At 72.1% G+C, this 16,826-nt stretch carries 19 protein-coding genes; 10 read left to right on the forward strand and 9 right to left on the reverse strand.

All coding sequences use genetic code 11. From position 1 onward, the window contains the following. The first annotated feature begins 13 nt into the window (after positions 1-13). Entirely contained in the window at positions 14-1,402 is a 1,389-nt protein-coding gene (locus tag AC5JJ1_RS04245; protein ID WP_495783869.1) for a dihydroorotase, read from the forward strand. Positions 1,403-1,620: 218 nt separating this feature from the next. Here the strand turns inward: AC5JJ1_RS04245 and AC5JJ1_RS04250 are convergent, their stop codons facing one another. Further along, positions 1,621-2,598, reverse strand: a complete 978-nt coding sequence (locus AC5JJ1_RS04250; RefSeq protein WP_495783870.1) for a Bug family tripartite tricarboxylate transporter substrate binding protein — start codon at positions 2,596-2,598, stop codon at positions 1,621-1,623. Between the two features lie 136 nt (positions 2,599-2,734). On the opposite strand from AC5JJ1_RS04250, the gene AC5JJ1_RS04255 reads away from it, so the two are divergent. From AC5JJ1_RS04255 to AC5JJ1_RS04275, 5 genes are all read left to right on the forward strand, one after another. After that, entirely contained in the window at positions 2,735-3,967 is a 1,233-nt protein-coding gene (locus AC5JJ1_RS04255) for an ABC transporter substrate-binding protein (protein ID WP_495783871.1), read from the forward strand. A 141-nt stretch (positions 3,968-4,108) separates the two neighbouring features. Continuing rightward, positions 4,109-4,732: a hypothetical protein gene (locus tag AC5JJ1_RS04260; RefSeq protein ID WP_495783872.1), complete on the forward strand. Its 624-nt coding sequence runs from the start codon at positions 4,109-4,111 to the stop codon at positions 4,730-4,732. A 17-nt stretch (positions 4,733-4,749) separates the two neighbouring features. Beyond that, complete coding sequence (locus tag AC5JJ1_RS04265; protein ID WP_495783873.1) at positions 4,750-5,712, forward strand: N-carbamoyl-D-amino-acid hydrolase; 963 nt, start codon at positions 4,750-4,752, stop codon at positions 5,710-5,712. A gap of 180 nt (positions 5,713-5,892) precedes the next feature. After that, positions 5,893-6,303, forward strand: a complete 411-nt coding sequence (locus AC5JJ1_RS04270; protein WP_495783874.1) for a hypothetical protein — start codon at positions 5,893-5,895, stop codon at positions 6,301-6,303. A 54-nt stretch (positions 6,304-6,357) separates the two neighbouring features. Continuing rightward, the gene (locus AC5JJ1_RS04275) at positions 6,358-6,666 is read left to right on the forward strand and encodes a hypothetical protein (RefSeq protein ID WP_495783875.1); all 309 of its coding nucleotides are present in this window, start codon (positions 6,358-6,360) and stop codon (positions 6,664-6,666) included. Between the two features lie 15 nt (positions 6,667-6,681). Here the strand turns inward: AC5JJ1_RS04275 and AC5JJ1_RS04280 are convergent, their stop codons facing one another. The 7 genes from AC5JJ1_RS04280 to AC5JJ1_RS04310 form a co-directional block, all read right to left on the reverse strand. Further along, positions 6,682-7,089, reverse strand: a complete 408-nt coding sequence (locus AC5JJ1_RS04280) for a cupin domain-containing protein (RefSeq protein ID WP_495783876.1) — start codon at positions 7,087-7,089, stop codon at positions 6,682-6,684. A 70-nt stretch (positions 7,090-7,159) separates the two neighbouring features. After that, complete coding sequence (locus AC5JJ1_RS04285) at positions 7,160-8,644, reverse strand: Ppx/GppA phosphatase family protein (protein ID WP_495783877.1); 1,485 nt, start codon at positions 8,642-8,644, stop codon at positions 7,160-7,162. 5 nt (positions 8,645-8,649) lie between these two features. After that, positions 8,650-10,827: an RNA degradosome polyphosphate kinase gene (locus tag AC5JJ1_RS04290; RefSeq protein ID WP_495783878.1), complete on the reverse strand. Its 2,178-nt coding sequence runs from the start codon at positions 10,825-10,827 to the stop codon at positions 8,650-8,652. 9 nt (positions 10,828-10,836) lie between these two features. Further along, positions 10,837-11,583 (reverse strand): chromosomal replication initiator DnaA, encoded by a 747-nt coding sequence (locus AC5JJ1_RS04295; RefSeq protein WP_495783879.1) that lies wholly within the window; start codon positions 11,581-11,583, stop codon positions 10,837-10,839. Beyond that, entirely contained in the window at positions 11,583-12,704 is a 1,122-nt protein-coding gene (locus AC5JJ1_RS04300; protein WP_495783880.1) for an AI-2E family transporter, read from the reverse strand. Before AC5JJ1_RS04300 ends, AC5JJ1_RS04295 begins: the two co-directional genes overlap by 1 nt. Before the next feature lie 26 nt (positions 12,705-12,730). Next, positions 12,731-13,336: a CDP-alcohol phosphatidyltransferase family protein gene (locus AC5JJ1_RS04305; protein ID WP_495783881.1), complete on the reverse strand. Its 606-nt coding sequence runs from the start codon at positions 13,334-13,336 to the stop codon at positions 12,731-12,733. Continuing rightward, the gene (locus tag AC5JJ1_RS04310; RefSeq protein WP_495783882.1) at positions 13,323-14,018 is read right to left on the reverse strand and encodes a hypothetical protein; all 696 of its coding nucleotides are present in this window, start codon (positions 14,016-14,018) and stop codon (positions 13,323-13,325) included. The genes AC5JJ1_RS04305 and AC5JJ1_RS04310 overlap by 14 nt, the downstream gene beginning before the upstream one ends. 95 nt (positions 14,019-14,113) lie before the next feature. Here AC5JJ1_RS04310 and purM point away from each other — a divergent pair, with 95 nt between their 5' ends. The 3 genes from purM to AC5JJ1_RS04325 are packed head-to-tail and all read left to right on the forward strand — an operon-like array spanning position 14,114 to position 16,071. Then, positions 14,114-15,187, forward strand: a complete 1,074-nt coding sequence (purM, locus tag AC5JJ1_RS04315; protein ID WP_495783980.1) for a phosphoribosylformylglycinamidine cyclo-ligase — start codon at positions 14,114-14,116, stop codon at positions 15,185-15,187. Between the two features lie 46 nt (positions 15,188-15,233). Beyond that, the gene (purN, locus tag AC5JJ1_RS04320) at positions 15,234-15,899 is read left to right on the forward strand and encodes a phosphoribosylglycinamide formyltransferase (RefSeq protein ID WP_495783981.1); all 666 of its coding nucleotides are present in this window, start codon (positions 15,234-15,236) and stop codon (positions 15,897-15,899) included. Positions 15,900-15,912: 13 nt separating this feature from the next. After that, entirely contained in the window at positions 15,913-16,071 is a 159-nt protein-coding gene (locus tag AC5JJ1_RS04325) for a preprotein translocase subunit SecE (RefSeq protein ID WP_495783883.1), read from the forward strand. 37 nt (positions 16,072-16,108) lie between these two features. Here the strand turns inward: AC5JJ1_RS04325 and ndk are convergent, their stop codons facing one another. Continuing rightward, a complete protein-coding gene (gene ndk / locus AC5JJ1_RS04330) occupies positions 16,109-16,531 on the reverse strand; it encodes a nucleoside-diphosphate kinase (protein ID WP_495783884.1) in 423 nt (140 codons plus the stop codon). Between the two features lie 109 nt (positions 16,532-16,640). Between ndk and AC5JJ1_RS04335 the strand changes: the two genes are divergently transcribed. After that, positions 16,641-16,814, forward strand: coding sequence for a hypothetical protein (locus tag AC5JJ1_RS04335; RefSeq protein ID WP_495783885.1), 174 nt, complete (start codon positions 16,641-16,643; stop codon positions 16,812-16,814). The last annotated feature ends 12 nt before the right edge of the window (positions 16,815-16,826 follow it).

The raw sequence follows: 16,826 nt of genomic DNA on the forward strand, positions 1-16,826 counted from the left end.
CAAGGATGCCAGCATGGACCAGAGCCCCTTCGACCGCGTGATCCTCGGCGACATCGTGCTACCCGATGCGGTGCTGCCGGGCGGCTATGTCGGCATCCGCGGCGAAACCATCGCCGCCATCGGCCAGGGCGCGCCGCCGCCGGCCGGGGCCGTCGCCGACTACAGCGGCCGGCTGGTGCTACCCGGGCTGGTCGACGGCCACATGCACACCAGCAGCAGCACCGGCTGGCCGGGGATCGAGGGCGCCTCCATGTCGGCCGCCGCCGGCGGCGTCACCACCTGCGTCGACATGCCCTACGACGTGCCGCAGCCGGTAACCGAGGCCGCCGTGCTGCGCGCCAAGATCGGCGTGGTCGAGGCCTCGAGCCATGTCGACATGGCGCTCTACGGCACCATCGCCAAGACCGGCGGCGTTGCCGCGATCGAGGGGCTGGCCGCGGGCGGCGTCTGCTCCTTCAAGCTCTCCACCTATGAATACGACGCGGTGCGCTTCCCGCGCATCGACCATCCGACCATGCTCGAGGCCTTCCGCGAGATCGCCAAGACCGGGCTGATGTGCGCCATCCACAACGAGGACCAGGAGCTGGTGCAGCGCCTGACCGAGGAGGCGAAGGCCGCTGGGCGGACCGACCCCATCATGCACGCCCGCACCCGCCCGCCGCTCGCCGAGAGCATGGCGGACCTCGAGATCTTCGAGATGGCGCTGGAGACGGGCTGCCACGTCCACATCGCCCATTCGTCGCTGGCGCGCGGCTTCGAGCTGGCGGCGCTGTTCCGCCGCCAGGGGGCGAAGACCAGCGGCGAGGCCTGCATCCAGTATCTCTGCATGACGGAAGAGGACCTCGTCCGGCTCGAGGGCTTCGGCAAGTGCAACCCGCCCTTCCGCTCGGCCGCCGAGGTAGAGCGGGTCTGGGGCGCCGTCGCCGCCGGGCAGGTCGCCTATGTCTCGACCGACCATGCGCCCTGGCCGCGCGAGCGGAAGGTCTACAAGGGCGACATCTTCGCCCCCGGCGCCGGGCTCACGGGGATGCAGAGCTTCACGCCGCTGATGTTCTCCCTGCTCGAGGAGCGCGGCCTGCCGCCGACGCTGATGGCAAGCCTCTGCGCCGAGCGCCCAGCGCGCTTCCACGGCCTCGCGCCGAAGAAGGGCGCGATCCGCATTGGCGCCGATGCCGACCTGCTGGTGCTGGAGCGCGGCGAGTTCACCTTCGACGAGGCGCAGATCCGCGACCGGCCGGATGCGCGATGGTCGCCCTATCACGGCCGGCGGATGCGGGCGCGCGTCGCCGCCACCTGGCTGCGCGGCAGCCTCATCTGGGATGGGGCGGAGGTGCTGGCGCGGCCGGGCCAGGGGCGCTTCGTGCCGCGGCAGCACCGGGAGACCTATCTGGGCGAGGGCTGACCGCCAGCTCCCGGTCCAGGCGGCGCAACGCACGGCGCAGCGCCGCCCTGGTCTCCGACAGGCCGAGCATGTCGGCCGCCAGGATCAGCAGGCCGAGGGACTCGCCGATCTGATGGCGAGCCCGGTCAGTCGGGCAGGCGTCCTCGTCCTCGGGCATCTCCTCCCCCGCCTCTCGGGCGCGTTACGCGCGGAGGGCCGGGTTGGATGCAGGGCGCGGCCTATTCCACGCGGATATCCGCCTTACGGATCACCGGCTCCCAGCGAGCGCCGTCCTCCTCGATGATGCGGGCCAGCGTCAGCCCGTCGGCCCAGGCGGATTCGATGCCGCGGGCGGCCATGGCCGCCTTGCCCTCGGGCGTGTCGACCGCCATGCGGACGGCCTCCGCGATACGGGCGAGGATGGCGGGCGGCACGCCGGCGGGGGCGAGGACGGCGCCCCAGTTGTCCACCGCATAGCCGGGCAGGCTCGCGGCCTGGGCGACGGTCGGCACGCCCGGCATCAGCGGGCTGTCCTGGGCGGCGAGGTTGCCGAGCGCCCGGAGCTGGCCGCCCTTCACCAGCGGCTCCACCGCGGACCAGGGGGCGGAGACCAGTTCCACCTCGCCGGCGACGCAGGCGGTCACGGCGGGGCCGGTGCCGCGGTAGTGGACATGGGTCAGCCTGCCGCCCGACATGCTGTCCATCAGCTCCGCCGAAACATGGGTAATGGTGCCGAGGCCGGGCGTGCCGTGGTTCAGGGAGCCCGGCTGGGCGCGGGAGATGGCGACGACCTCGGCCAGGTCGCGCGCCTTTAGCTTCGGCCCGCCGGCGATGACCGTGGGGGCGAGCGCCACGCGGGCCACCGGCGCCAGATCCCGCTTCAGGTCGAAGGGCATGGTGCGGAAGACGAATTGGTTCACCACGATGGTGTTGAATACCGTGACCAGCGTGTAGCCGTCGGGCGGCGCCTTGGCGACGGCGTCGGTGCCGATGTTGCCGCCGGCGCCGGAGCGGTTCTCCGGCACCACCGGCTGGCCGATGGCGTCGCCGATGCGCTGGGCCAGCAGCCGGCCGAGGATGTCGCTGCCGCCGCCGGGCGGAAAGGGAATGACCATGCGCAGCGGCCGGCTGGGGAAGTCGCTGGCCTGTTGCGCGAGGCCAGGGCTGGCGAGCGGGGCGGCGGCGAGCACCAGGGCGGCACGGCGGGTCAGCGGCATGGCATTCCTCCTTGACGGAGTCACATGCCGCATGCGGCAGCCCCTGTCATCGGGGCTTATGCGCTGGCGGGCGGAAAGCGGAACGGTGTAGCCTCCGCGCAGGCGGCGAGAAACGCCGCCCGGGAGGACAACGACAATGACGACATCTCGACGCGCCCTGCTGGGCGCGGGCGCCGCGCTGTCCGCCGGCGGCCTGCCCTGGCGCAGTGCCCGTGCCCAGGCCGCCGACACCATCCGCATCGCCCTGCTCTGCGACTTCTCCGGCACCTACCGCGACGTGACGGGGCCGACCGAGCTGGCCTGCATCCGCCAGGCCGTCGCCGAGTTCGGCAACCGGGGCTTCAACATCGAGGTGGTCTTCGCCGACAACCAGAACCGCGCGGATGTCGGCTCCAACGTCACCCGGCAGTGGTTCGACCGGGACGGGGTCGATGTCGTGGTGGATGGCGGCGCCTCCTCGGTGGCGCTGGCGGTGAGCGAGGTGGTGCGGGAGAAGAACAAGGTCTTCCTCAACACCTCCTCCGCCACCTCCGACCTCACCGGGCCCAAATGCTCGCCGAACACGGTGCACTGGACCTACGACACCTGGATGCTGGCAAAGTCGACCGGCGGCGCCACGGTGCGGGCGGGCGGGAACAGCTGGTACTTCGTCACCGCCGACTACGCCTTCGGCCATGCGCTGGAGCGGGATACCGGCACCTTCATCAGGGCCGCCGGGGGCAGCATCATCGGCTCGGCACGCACCCCCTTCCCCGGCACGACGGATTTTAGCTCCTTCCTGGTGCAGGCGATGGCGGCCAAGCCGAAGGTGATCGGCCTGGCCAATGCCGGGTCGGACACTATCAACTGCATCAAGCAGGCCTCGGAGTTCGGGCTGTCGCGGCGCGGCATCAAGCTCGCCTCGCTGCTGATGTTCCTCCCCGACGTGCATGCGCTCGGCCTTGCCACGGCGCAGGGGTTGATCTGCACCGAGACCTTCTACTGGGACCTGAACGACCGGACCCGCGCCTTCTCCGCCCGCGTCCGGCCGAGTATCGGCAACAACGCGCTTTGCATGAACCATGCGGGCGGCTACGCGGCCGTGCTGCATTACCTGAAGGCGGTGGCCGATATGGGCGTGCCGGCGGCCAAGGCGAACGGCGCCGAGACCGTGGCGCGGATGAAGGCGATGCCCTGCGACGACGACTGCTTCGGCCCCGGCACCATCCGCGCCGATGGCCGCAAGCTGCACCCGGCCTACCTGTTCGAGGTGAAGAAGCCGGAGGAAAGCCGCGGCCCGTTCGACTACTACAAGCTGCTGCAGACGACACCGGGCGAGGAGGCCTTCCGGCCGATCGGCGAGGGCGGATGCCCCTTCGTCAGGACCTGAGGGCCGAGGCGGCGAGGTTCACGGACCGGCCAGGGCCTCGCCGCAGGACGGCGATAATTTTACTTCGTATACGTATCCATCTTGTTGCTACAGCAACGAGATGGATGCGATACCGGTCTGGCCAGTCACAGAAGGCCGACCATGCCGTCACCGATCACGCTGCGCTTCAACGGCGAGACGACCATCGCCTATATCGTGCGCTTCAAGCCCTCCCATACCGAGGGGCCGCCCGATGGCGGCCATAGCGACTGCATCCTGCCGAGTGGTGCGCCGGTCGGCTATTTCGGGACGACCGCGATCGGTGGGACGGGCATCGTCTTCAGCTACGCCACCTATCTCGCGCAGCGCCGGCACTACGTGAAGCTGGCCAATGCGCGTGCCGAGCCCTGCGTCTCCACCATGCTGGTGCTCGATGTCGGCAAGCGGCGGGCGGAGGCCTTCCGCGACTCCTGGCTCGCCATGAGGGCGAAGACGGATGGCTTCACCATCACCGGCAACAATTGCTCGACCCATGCCTCGCGCGCCTTCTATGCGGCGGGGCTGATCTCGACCCATGAGGTCGACGGCATCGACACGCCGAACAACCTCTACGACCAGATCGTCAGCGACAGCCCGGTCGGCTGGAAATCCTACAGCGGCTACCTGGATTTCGACCCGATCGGCTCCGGCGCGGATCCGTTGATGATACCCTATGCCGTCACCCTCGACGCCACCGTGGTGCCGACCCTCGGCGGGCCGGGCGGCGGGGGCGGCAGCATGATCTAACCCCCGGAGCCTCGCCCATGTCCCGACGCATCGTCCTCGCCGCCGCCCAGTTGGGGCCCATCCAGAAGGCGGAGGGGCGGGAGGTCGCGGTCGGGCGCATGGTGCGGCTGATGGAGACGGCGCACCGGCGCGGGGCGGAGGTGGTGGTCTTCCCGGAGCTCGCCCTCACCACCTTCTTCCCGCGCTGGTACCACGAGGACCTGGCGGAGGCGGACCACTGGTACGAGACCGCCCTGCCCTCCAACGCCACCGCGCCGCTCTTCGAGGCGGCGCGCCGGTTCAACATCGGCTTCCACCTCGGCTATGCCGAGCGGACGCCGGAGGGCCGGCGCTTCAACACCGCCGTCTACGTCCACCCCTCGGGCGAGGTCGTTCTGAAGTACCGCAAGGTCCACCTGCCCGGCCATGCCGAGCACGACCCGACGCGCCGGGTCCAGCACCTGGAGAAGCGCTACTTCGAGGTGGGCGACCTCGGCTTCCCCGTGGTCCGCGCCCCGGTCGGCGAGGCGCAGGTCAATATCGGCATGATGATCTGCAACGACCGGCGCTGGCCGGAGGCTTGGCGGGTGCTCGGGCTGCAACAGGTCGAGCTGGTCATGCTCGGCTACAACACGCCGAGCCTCAACATGGAGAACCGCGGCTTCGAGGCGCATCATCTGCGCGTCTTCCACAGCCACCTCTCGATCCAGGCGGGCTGCTACCAGAATGCCTGCTTCGCCGCCGGCGTCGCCAAGGCCGGCGATGAGGACGGACACGAGCTGTTCGGCCATTCCATCATCGTCAACCCGCAGGGCGAGATCATGGCCCAGGCGACGAGCTGGGGCGACGAGCTGATCGTCGCCGACTGCGACCTCGGCATGTGCGAGCTGGGGCGGCGCACGATCTTCAACTTCGCCGCCCACCGGCGGGTGGAGGCCTATGGGCGGATCACTGGGCAGACGGGAAGCGAGGCGCCGGCGGAATGGGTGCCGAAGGCCTGAAGCATCCCCGGTTCACGCGGGGCCACCGGACATGCGCCCGGCTGTTGTCATCGGAGCGGCTTCACGCCTCTGGACGATGCCGTCCCGCAGCGCTCTGCTCCAGGCCCTCATGCAGCCGGGACATCCCTTCGCGTCGTTGCCGGCTTAATACCTTATCTGGAATGATTGGAGGACACTGCCTTGCGTCTCTGGGTGATCAGGCTGCTACTGGCCCTGTTGATGCCCGTCATGGCCGCGGCCCAGGCCCAGCTCGGCAAGCCGGAGGCGCTGCCGCCGGTGACGGGCGGCCGGATGGCCCCGGCCGAGCCCGGCGGGAAGCCGCCGCCGCTGCCGCCGGCCGGTAGCACGGGCAGCGCCGCGGCGCCGCGGGCGCCTGCCGCACCGCCCGGCAACGGCCAGGCGCCGCCGCGCTGTGCCCAGCCGATCGCCAACAACTGCCTTTCGCAGCAGAGCGCCTGCCAGGTCGCCTGCCCGCCCATGTGGAGCATGAACCCGAACGCCCCGGCCTTCACGCCGACCGACCGGGCCGGCTGCATGAACCAGTGCATGCAGCGCTACCTCTCCTGCATGCGGCTCTACAACTGCATGTAGCGCGATGCGGGCGATAGCCACGGAACCGAACCGAATGGCGGGCGCTATGGCGGCATGCCCCATGCCATCGCCCCCCGGCTTCCCCTCCTCGCCGCCCTGCTGATCGCCGGCCCGGCGCTCGGGCAGACGCCGGCAGAGCGCGCCTCGCGCCAGCTCAACCAGGAAACCCGCCAGGACCGCGCCGTCGACCAGGCGGAGGCGGCGCGGGAGCCGCAGCCCATCATCCCCCCGGCGCAGGTGCTGCCGCTGGAGGCGGACCGGAGTTCGCTGCGGCCGGATATCGGGCGCCCGGAGGAGCAGGGGCGCCTCGGCACCGGCAATACCGGGGCGCAGCCGGGGCTGAACCAGAATACCCAGCGGTAGTCGCGCCGCGCCCTCTCAATGGATCGGGTCGAGGAAGGGTGTCCCCGGCTCGGCCACATAGACGATGAGGACGCGTGCCGCGTCGCCGCCGCTCCGGTTGTAGCCGGTCATGCGGACATGCGGCGGCTCCACCAGCGCGCCGCCGGCCGGGACGGTGACAGGCTCCCGCCCCTCCATCTCCAGCGTGAAGGCGCCCTCGAGCACGTAGACGGTCACCGGAAAGCGGTGGGTGTGGAAGACCGTCGCCTGGCCCGGGGCGATGGTGGCGGTGAGGACCTGGATTTCCTGCCGCTCGCCGCGCGGCATGCCCTGCACCACCTCGCGGAGCAAGAGGTTCGGCCGGGCCGGCTCCTGCGCCGTCGCCGCGGCACTGCCCATCGCCACCATGCCCAGCATGGCGCCCAAGCCCGCGATCCAGCGCATCCTCCGGTCCTCCCATGTTGGCCGGGGAGAATTGACGCAGAAATCGCGGGGCGCGGGGCAAAAACTTCGGTCAGCCGTCGACTTCGACGATCGCCTCCAGGCCGAGCACGGCGCCCAGCTGCTCCACGCGGCGGAGCACGCTCTCGCCGGCGAAGACGCCGGTGCCCTCGGCGAGGCGCAGCATCAGCCGGCTCCCCTGGCGCTCGAGGCGGGTGCCGGCCAGCAGGGCGGGCGTGCCGCCGCATAGGGTGTAGGCCAGGCGGAAGGCGGCGCCGAGCGCCTCCGCCCGGCGGATGGTCGGCAGGTCCAGCAGCACGCGGGTCGGGCCGAGGAAGGGGGCGCTCGGGTCGGCCTCGTAGCGGAGGGCGGCGCAGAGGCCGAGGAAGGCGCGGGCATGGTGGTCGAGCCCGGCGCCATGCTGGCGCAGCACCCGGAGGAAGGCCTGCTCCGCCCGGTATTCCGGATGGTCGTGGCTGCCGATGTCCGAGACCCAGCAGGCGGCCTCGCGGAGCGCCCGCACCGCGGGATCCTGGTCGGGGAAGATCGGGTCGGTCCAGGCGACCAGCGCAGGCGGCAGGCCCGGGTCGCGGCCCCAGGCGGCGGCGAGGGCGCGGGCGGCGGCCAGCATCGGGTCGGCCCCGCGCACCGCCTCCGGCAGCAGCCGGGCGTACCAGCCCTCCCGCAAGCCGTTCGCCGAGAAGACGACGCGGGCGGCGCCGGTCGCCCGCAGCAGGCGGCGCATGGTGACGGCCGCGAAGGGCATGTCGGCGAGGCGCTTCTGCGGGGCGCCGGCCATCCGCTCCAGCACCCGGCGGGACGCGGCCATGACGACGCCGGCGAGGTCGCGCGCTTCCTCGCGGCGGAGGACGTAGTGGTGGACGATTGCCAGCGGGTAGCCGGTCTGGGCGATGTGCATCCGCGCCAGCGCCCGCCAGGCGCCGCCGACGAGGTAGAGGTCGCGGCCGCCGCCCTCGGCGAGCCAGGGGTGCTTCGCCAGTTCCTCCTCGGCGATGGCGCGGGCGCGGGCCACTTCGCCGCCGGCGCGCTCGGCCAGGCGGATGGCGCCGATGGGCAGCGAGGCGGCGCGGGCGACCCGCCCCTCGGTCAGCCGCACCACCTCCAGGCTGCCGCCGCCGAGGTCGCCAAGCACGCCATCGGCGCCGGGGAAGCCGAGGAGGACGCCATCGGCCGAGAGCCGGCCCTCCTCCTCGCCGGTCAGGATGCGGATGCCGAGGCCCGGCATCCGCTCCCGCATGGCGGCGACGAAGGCCGCGCCATTGGCGGCGTCGCGCACGGCCGCCGTCGCCACCACCTCCAGCGGGTCGGCGTGCATGGCATGCGCCACGGCGTGGTAGCGGGCGAGGACGGTGAGCGCCGGGCCAATCGCCTCCTCGTTCAGCCGCCCGGTCGCCTGCAGCCCCCGCCCGAGGCCGAGCACGGCCTTCTCGTTGAAGATCGCCTGCGGGTTCCGCCCGCGCCCCTCGAAGATGACGAGGCGGACGGAGTTCGAGCCAAGGTCGACGACGCCGCAGCGGGGCGCGACGGGAGCAGTCATGCGGATCAGTCCTGGGCGATGCGGTCGGGGCGCGGCTTGCGCATCGCTGCCCGGCCGCTGCGGTGCAACGCGCTGCCGCGGCCGGAGAGGGAGGGGTTGGTCATGAAATATTCATGCGCCGAGACCGGCTGCGCCCCGCGGGGCAGGCGGCGCCAGGCGCCCTCGCTGGTCAGTTCCCAGCTCTGGGCGTTGTCCTTCAGGTTCACCACCATGATCTGGTCGAGGATCTGGGCATGCACGGTCGCATTCTCGACCGGCACCATGGTCTCGACCCGCCAGTCCATGTTGCGCGCCATCCAGTCGGCCGAGGAGATGAAGACCCGTGCCCGGCGCGAGGGCAGCCGGTGGCCGTTGCCGAAGACATAGATGCGCGAATGCTCGAGGAAGCGGCCGACGATCGACTTGACCCGGATGGTCTCGGACAGGCCGGGCACGCCGGGGCGGAGGCAGCAGATGCCGCGCACCACGCAATCCACCTTCACCCCGGCGCGGGAGGCGGCGTAGAGCGCGTCGATGAGCTGCTCGTCGACCAGGCTGTTCATCTTCAGCCAGATGCCGGCGGGCCTTCCCTCCTCGGCGAAGCGCCGCTCCTGCTCGATCAGGCCAAGGAGGGTGGGGCGGATGGTCAGCGGGGCGAAGGCCAGGCCCTCCATCCGCTCCGGCCGCGCATAGCCCGTCATGTAATTGAATAGGCGCGCGGCATCGCCGGTCAGTGCCGGGTCGGCGGTGAAGAAGGAGAGGTCGGTGTAGATGCGCGCCGTCACGGGATGGTAGTTGCCGGTGCCGAAATGCGCGTAGGAGCGGAGCGCAACGCCCTCGCGCCGCACCACCAGCGACATCTTGGCATGGGTCTTCAGCTCGACGAAGCCGAAGACGACCTGCACGCCGGCCGCCTCCAGCTCCCGGGCGAGGGCGATGTTCCGCTCCTCGTCGAAGCGGGCCTTGATCTCGACGATGCCGGTGACGTTCTTGCCCGCCTCCGCCGCCTCGATCAGCGCGCGGGCGATCGGGCTGTCGCGGCTGGTGCGGTAGAGCGTCTGCTTGATGGCGACCACATTGGGGTCCCGCGCCGCCTGGCGGAGGAACTGCACCACCACGTCGAAGCTCTCATAGGGGTGGTGGACGACGATGTCCTTCGCCCGGATCGCGGCGAAGCAGTCGCCGCCATAGTCGAGGATGCGTTCCGGGAAGCGCGGCGTGTAGGGCGTGAAGAGCAGGTCCGGCCGGTCGTCGATGATGAGCTGGCGGAGGTCGTCGAGGCCGAGCAGCCCGTCGACCACGAAGACGCCGCTGCGCTCGGCATCCAGCTCCTCGATGACGAAGTCGACGATGTCGGAGGGCGTCGCGGCGGTGACGGAGAGGCGGATGGCGCGGCCGCGGCGGCGGCGCTTGAGCGCCGTCTCATAGGAGCGGACGAGGTCCTCCGCCTCCTCCTCGAACTCGACATCGGTGTCGCGGATCAGGCGGAAGAGCCCGTGCTCGGCCGGGATGAAGCCGGGGAAGACGCGGCGCAGGCTGAGCTCGATCAGGTCCTCGAGCAGGAGGAAGCGGACGGCCGTCTCGCCATCCTGCTTCGGCAGGCGGATGAAGCGCTCCACCTGCGCCGGCAGGGGCAGCAGGGCGCGCATGGTGCCGCCATCCTCCTCCCGCACAAGCTTCAGGACCATGCAGGCGGCGAGGTTCTGGATGAAGGGGAAGGGGTGCGCCGGATCCACGGCCAGCGGCGTGAGCACGGGAAAGACCCGCTCCATGAACCAGCCGTCGAGCCAGAGGCGGTCGGCCTCGCTCAGCTCCTCGGGGCGGAGGACGATGAGGCCGGCCTCGCGGATCAGCCCGCGGAGCTCCCGCCAGGCGGCCTGCTGCGCCTCGATCAACACCTCCGCCCGGTCATGGATGGCGGCGAGCTGCTGCGGCGGCGTGCGGCCGTCGGGCGACCGGGTGGTGATGCCGGCGCCCTCCTGGCCGATCAGCCCGGCGACGCGGACGGAGTAGAACTCGTCGAGATTGGCCGCCGAGATGGCAACGAAGCGCAGGCGCTCGAGCAGCGGGTGGTGCTCGTTGCCGGCCTCCTCCAGCACGCGCGTGTTGAAGTCGAGCCAGGAGAGCTCCCGGTTGATGAAGCGCTCCGGCTCCTGCGCGGGGGTCTCGGCGACGGGCGGGGTGCGGGTCTCGGCGAGGCTCATGCGGGCACCCTACAGCAGGGTCGGGGATGGCGGGCAGCCGGTCTCGGCCAATGCCATGGATTCGTCATCCGCACCGAATCCCGGCAGGTCGGCCAGGGTGGCGCGCGCCAGCGCCCGGGTGACGCGGCCGCCGAGCGCGAGCGCAGCGCGGTCGAGCCGGGCGGCGGCCTCGGCGATGGCGGCCGCCTCGCGCGGCAGCCGGGCGAGGAGGAAGGCCTGCACCCCCTCCTCCACCCGGAGCTGGCGGTGGGCGAAATGCCGCCGCAGCAAGGCGGCGAGCAGGTCGTCGCTCGGCGGGCGGATGCCGGCGGCGGGCATGGCGCGCAGCCGGCTGCGGAGGTCGGGCAGCGCGACCGGCCAGCGGGCGGGCGGGGCACGGCCGGCCAGCAGCAGGTGCTGGCCGCGCTCGGCGCAGAGGTTGAGGAGGTGGAGCAGGGCGGCCTCCTCCGCCATGCAGTCGGCATCGTCGAGGGCGAGGCCGGGGCCAGCGGGCACCTCCGGCAGGCCGCGGAGGGAGGGGCCCAGCAGCACCGGCCAGCCGCGGCGCGCGGCGAGGCCCCGCAGCAGCAGCGACTTGCCGGCGGCGGCGGGGCCGTGCAGGGCGAGGCGGCGCTGCGGCCAGGCCTCGGGCCGGGCGAGCCAGGCCAACGCCTCGGCATTGCTGTCATCGGCCAGCACCGGCTCCGTCTCGACGGGTGCTGCGGCGGGCAGCGGCAGGGCGAGCTGCCGCGGGAGCGGAGCCGTCGTATCCAGCATCAGCCGGTCCGCGGCGGGTCGAGATAGAGCGGGCTCTCGAGGTAGCGGCGCAGCCAGTAGCGGGCGATGACGCCGATCACCGCCGCCAGCGGCACCGCCAGCAGCACGCCGAGGAAGCCGAAGGCCACGCCGCCCGCGAAGAGGGCGAAGATCACCCAGACGGCGTGCAGCTCGACCCGGTCGCCGAGCAGCCAGGGGTAGATCACGTAGCCCTCGATCACCTGGCCGGCGACGAAGACCGCCATCACCACCAGCACCCCGTTCCAGGTGCCGAACTGGGCGAGCGCCAGGGCCAGCGCGGTGACGAGGCCGGTGATGGAGCCGATATAAGGGATGAAGGAGAGGATGCCCGCCATCAGCCCGACCGTCAGGCCGAGCTCCAGCCGCACGGCGGAGAGCGCCGCGGCGTAGTAGACCGCAAGCAGGGCGCAGCAGAGCAGCTGGCCGCGCAGCCAGGCGGAGAGCACGCGGTCCGTGTCGCGGGCGAGCTGGCGGAGCGTCGCAGCGGAGCGGCGCGGCAGCCAGGCATCGATGCGGCGGATGATCCGCGGCCAGTCGCGCAGCAGGTAGAAGGCGACGACGGGCGTGACGGTGACCAGGGTGAAGACGCTGAACAGCGCGATGCCGCCGGTGATCATCCGCGCGAGCGAGGTGCCGAGATAGGAGATGATCGACCCGGCCTGGCCGACCGCAAGATCCTGCAGGCGCTGGTCGAAGACATCCGGCCCGAGGCGCTCCGACAGGGCGGTCAGCGCATCCCGCACCGCCTGGCCGATGCCGAGGACATAGGCCGGCAGGCGCTGCAGCAGGATCGTCACCTGCGCCACCAGCAGCGGGTAGAGCAGCAGCAGGCAGAGCAGGGCGAAGGCAACGAGGGCCAGGATCATCAGCAGCGCCGAGACGCCGCGCGGGATGCCTATGCGCGTCAGCCGCGAGGCCGGCGGGTCGAGGAAATAGGCGATGACGGCGGCCAGCACGAAGGGGGTGAGGATCGGCGAGAAGAGCCAGAAGGCGAGGAACAGGCTGCCCGCGACGCCGAGGGCTAGGGCAACGCGCTGGGCGCGGGTCGCCACCGGCGGCGGGATGCGGGGGCGGGCCAGGGGCGGCGGCTCGGGCTTCATGGCCGGGGGCTGGGGCGGGACGAGGTTCATGGCCGCGGCCCGGGATGGTGAGTCCAGTGGATGGCCGAGACCACATAGGCGATGCCGGAGGCGAGCGTCGTCAGCGCCACGGCCCAGATCAGCGCGGTCAGCAGCCCGTCGGCGGCGAGGCCGAAGCCGGCGATGAAGAGGGCCAGCGCGGCGAGGGCGATCTGCAGGCAGGTGTTCAGCTTGGAGACCAGCAGCGGGCGGATGCGCGGCGGCTGGCCGAGCACCCAGAGCACCAGCACGCCGCCGACGATCAGGAGGTCGCGGAACACCACCATGATGGCGAGCCAGTCCGGCAGTCCGCCGATGGCGGCGAGCGTCACATAGACCGAGACGAGCAGCGCCTTGTCGGCCACCGGGTCGAGCATGGCGCCGAGCGCGCTGCGGGCATTGGTCACCCGCGCGAGCCAGCCATCGATGCCGTCCGAGATGCCGGCGCCGACGAAGACATAGAAGGCGAGGTCGAGGCGATGGTGCAGGATCAGCCAGATGGTCGCCGGCACGGCGCAGAGCCGCGCGAGGGTGATGAGGTTGGGCAGAGTGACGAGCACATGCGGCGCCGCCTCCCCTGCCCGCTCGGCCGGGCGCGTGTCAGCTTCCGGCAAGGCCCAGCCGCCAGGCGGGGCCCGCCTGTTCCAGCGCAATGCCGAGGGCGGCGAGCAGCGCCGCGGCCTCGGGCGGCGGGGCGCGCAGGCCGAGCCGGAGGCGCGCCGCATCGACGGCGATCGCCTGGACGTCGACCGAGGCGACCGGGGGCGCCCCGCGCAGCCGCCGCTGGAGTTCGAGCCATTCGCCCATGGAGCGATAGATGGCCCTTGCCTCGATCCAATTCGAGGCCGGCGCGGCGGCGGCCACGGGGGGCGGCGAGGCGCCCGGCACGCTGACGCTGCCGCCGAGCGCCGAGCGCACCCGGTTGGGGTCGAAGACCACGGTGATGCGGCCGGTGTAGCGCGTGGGCGCCGTCCGCTCCTGCTCGATGACGATGGAGCGGACCATGTCCTCGAGCCGCTGGTCGGACAGGTTGACCGGCGGCAGCCCGGCCTCCGACAGGGCGCGCTCCCAGGCGGTGCGGCGGCCGGCGGCCAGCGCCCGCTCGCGCGCCAGCACGCCGTTCTCGGCCGAGGCCTCGGCGGGGATGCCGCGCTGGGTGAGGTTCAGCGCCGAGGGATCGGGCATGGTGGCGACGGAGGGCAGCGCGGCGGTCTGCGCCAGGGCGGAGGTGATGGCCGGCGCGGCGGCGAGGGCCAGGCCCGCCATGCCCCGGAGGACGCCTGATCTGCCCAGCATTGCGCTTTCTCCTGCCATGCGGCCCGGCACAGGGGACGCGCCGGTGAAGGCGCGCTAGAAAGCCGCCGACTCCCCTTAGCCGATCGGAGGCCGCCCTGACCAGTTCCCCGCGAAACAGCCTGACCTACCGTGATGCCGGGGTGGATATCGATGCCGGCGACGCGCTGGTCGAGGCGATCAAGCCGATGGCCCGGTCCACCAGCCGGGCCGGCACCATGGGCGGGCTCGGCGGCTTCGGCGCGCTCTTCGACCTGAAGGCGGCGGGCTTCACCGACCCTGTGCTGGTCAGCTCGACCGATGGCGTCGGCACCAAGCTGCGCGTCGCCCTCGATGCCGGGCTGCACGGCACCGTCGGCATCGACCTGGTCGCCATGTGCGTGAACGACCTCGTGGTGCAGGGGGCGGAGCCGCTCTTCTTCCTCGACTACTTCGCCACGGGCAGGCTGCGGCTGGAACAGGCGCGAGACGTGATCTCCGGCATCGCCGAGGGGTGCCGCCGGGCCGGCTGCGCGCTGGTCGGTGGCGAGACGGCGGAAATGCCGGGGATGTACGCGGCGGAGGATTACGACCTGGCCGGCTTCTCGGTGGGGGCGGCGGAGCGCGGGGCGCTGCTGCCGCGGCCGGATGTCGGGCCGGGCGACGTGCTGCTCGGGCTCGCCAGCACCGGGGTGCATTCCAACGGCTTCTCGCTGGTGCGGCGGGTGGTGGAGGCGGCGGGGACCGGCCTCGGCGCCCCCTCCCCCTTCGGCGGCGGCACGCTCGGCGAGGCGCTGCTGGCGCCGACGCGGATCTATGTGAAGTCGCTGCTCGCCCTGCACCGGGCGGGGTTGCTGAAGGCGGCCGCCCACATCACCGGCGGCGGGCTGCCGGGCAACCTGCCGCGGGTGCTGCCGAAGGGCGTCGCCGCGGCGGTGGATGCGGGCGCCTGGACGGTGCCGCCCGTCTTCGCCTGGCTGGCCCAGGCCGGCAACGTGGCGCCGGAGGAGATGCTGCGCGTCTTCAATTGCGGGATCGGCATGGTCGCCGTCGTCGCGGCCGGAGCGGTCGCCGAGGCGACCGCCCTGCTGGAGGGCGCGGGCGAGACCGTCTTCGGCATCGGCACGCTGGAGCCCGGGGGCGGCGAGGCGCAGGTGCGGATCGGCAACCTGCCCGAGGGCTGGCCGCGATAGGGGAGCCGGACCGATTCAGACCCCTACGCCTGGCGGCGCCCCGGTCATCGGGCCGGCGAAGGTCCCGACCGCCATCCTGATCTCCGGCCGCGGCTCCAACATGGTGGCGCTGCTGGAGGCGGCGCGGGCGCCGGACTTCCCGGCGGAGATCGCCCTAGTCCTCTCCAACAAGGCGGATGCCGGCGGGCTGGCGCTGGCGGCCGCCGCCGGGGTGCCGACGGCGGTGGTCGAGAGCCGCCCCTTCGGCCGCGACCGCGCGGCGCATGAGGCGGCCGTCCAGGCGGCGCTGGAGGCACATGGCATCCGGCTCGTCTGCCTCGCCGGCTACATGCGGCTGCTGACGCCCTTCCTCGTCGGGCGATGGCCAGGGCGGATGCTCAACATCCATCCCAGCCTCCTCCCGGCCTTCCCCGGTCTCGACACCCATGCGCGGGCGCTGGCCGCCGGCGTCCGACTGCATGGCTGCACCGTGCATTGGGTCACCGAGGAGATGGATGCCGGGCCGATCCTCGCCCAGGCCGCGGTGCCGGTGCTGCCGGGGGATACGGAGGCGACGCTCGCCGCCCGGGTCCTCGCCCAGGAGCACCGGATCTACCCGGCAGCGCTGCGGGCGGCGGCGGGCGGGGCGCTGGCGCATCCCAACGGCTCGGCCGCGCTCGCCAACCCCTTGCCGAGCCCGCCCGCGCTTTCTACACCCCATTCCGAGAGCTGATGGGGACCGGACCGTGGCCGAACACCATGACCATTACGATTTCGGGGCCGTCGACGAGAAGGCGCTGCTCGTCGAAAAGGAGCGGGGCTGGGAAGGCTTCGTCCAGTTCACGACCTGGGGAATCGTGATCACCGTGTTGCTGCTGCTGGGGCTCCTGCTTTTCGTGGCGTGACGAAGGGGGGCCGGCCCCGAGGGCCGGCCCGGCTGCCTCAGCCGACGATCTCGGTGCCGGCGAAGAAGAAGGCGATCTCCGTCGCGGCGTTCTCGGCGCTGTCCGAGCCATGGACGCTGTTCGCCTCGATGCTCTCGGCGAATTCCTTGCGGATCGTGCCGGGCGCGGCATTGGCCGGGTTGGTGGCGCCCATGATCTCGCGGTTCCTGGCCACCGCGTTCTCGCCCTCAAGCACCTGCACCACCACCGGGCCGCTGATCATGAAGCTGACCAGGTCCTTGTAGAAGGGCCGCTCCCTGTGGACAGCGTAGAAGGCGCCGGCCTGGGCCTCGCTCAGCTGCAGCCGCTTCTGGCCAACGATGCGGAGGCCCGCCTCCTCGAACTTGGCATTGATCTTGCCGGTGAGGTTCCGGCGGGTCGCGTCCGGCTTGATGATGGAGAGGGTGCGTTCCACGGCCATGCTTGCGTTCCTTCGTGACGGTGGCGGCGGGATAGGCGGGCCGGGGCGCGGATGCAAGCCCAACCCGGCCCGCCCCGCGGCGTTGGGGATGCAGCAGAGGAGCGCCCCAATGGCCGATGACACGCTGAAGCCCCAGACACCCCATATCCCCCGGCCGCCGAGCCAGGCGGATATCGACCTGGTGAGCAGCCAGCAGGGCATGGTGTCCGACGAATGGGGCGAGGCGCCGGCGCCGAAGCCCCCCTCCCCGCCCGAGGCCGAGACCGAGGGCCAGCCCAGCTAGCCATCCTGCGTG

The organism is Belnapia sp. (genome assembly GCF_059504005.1).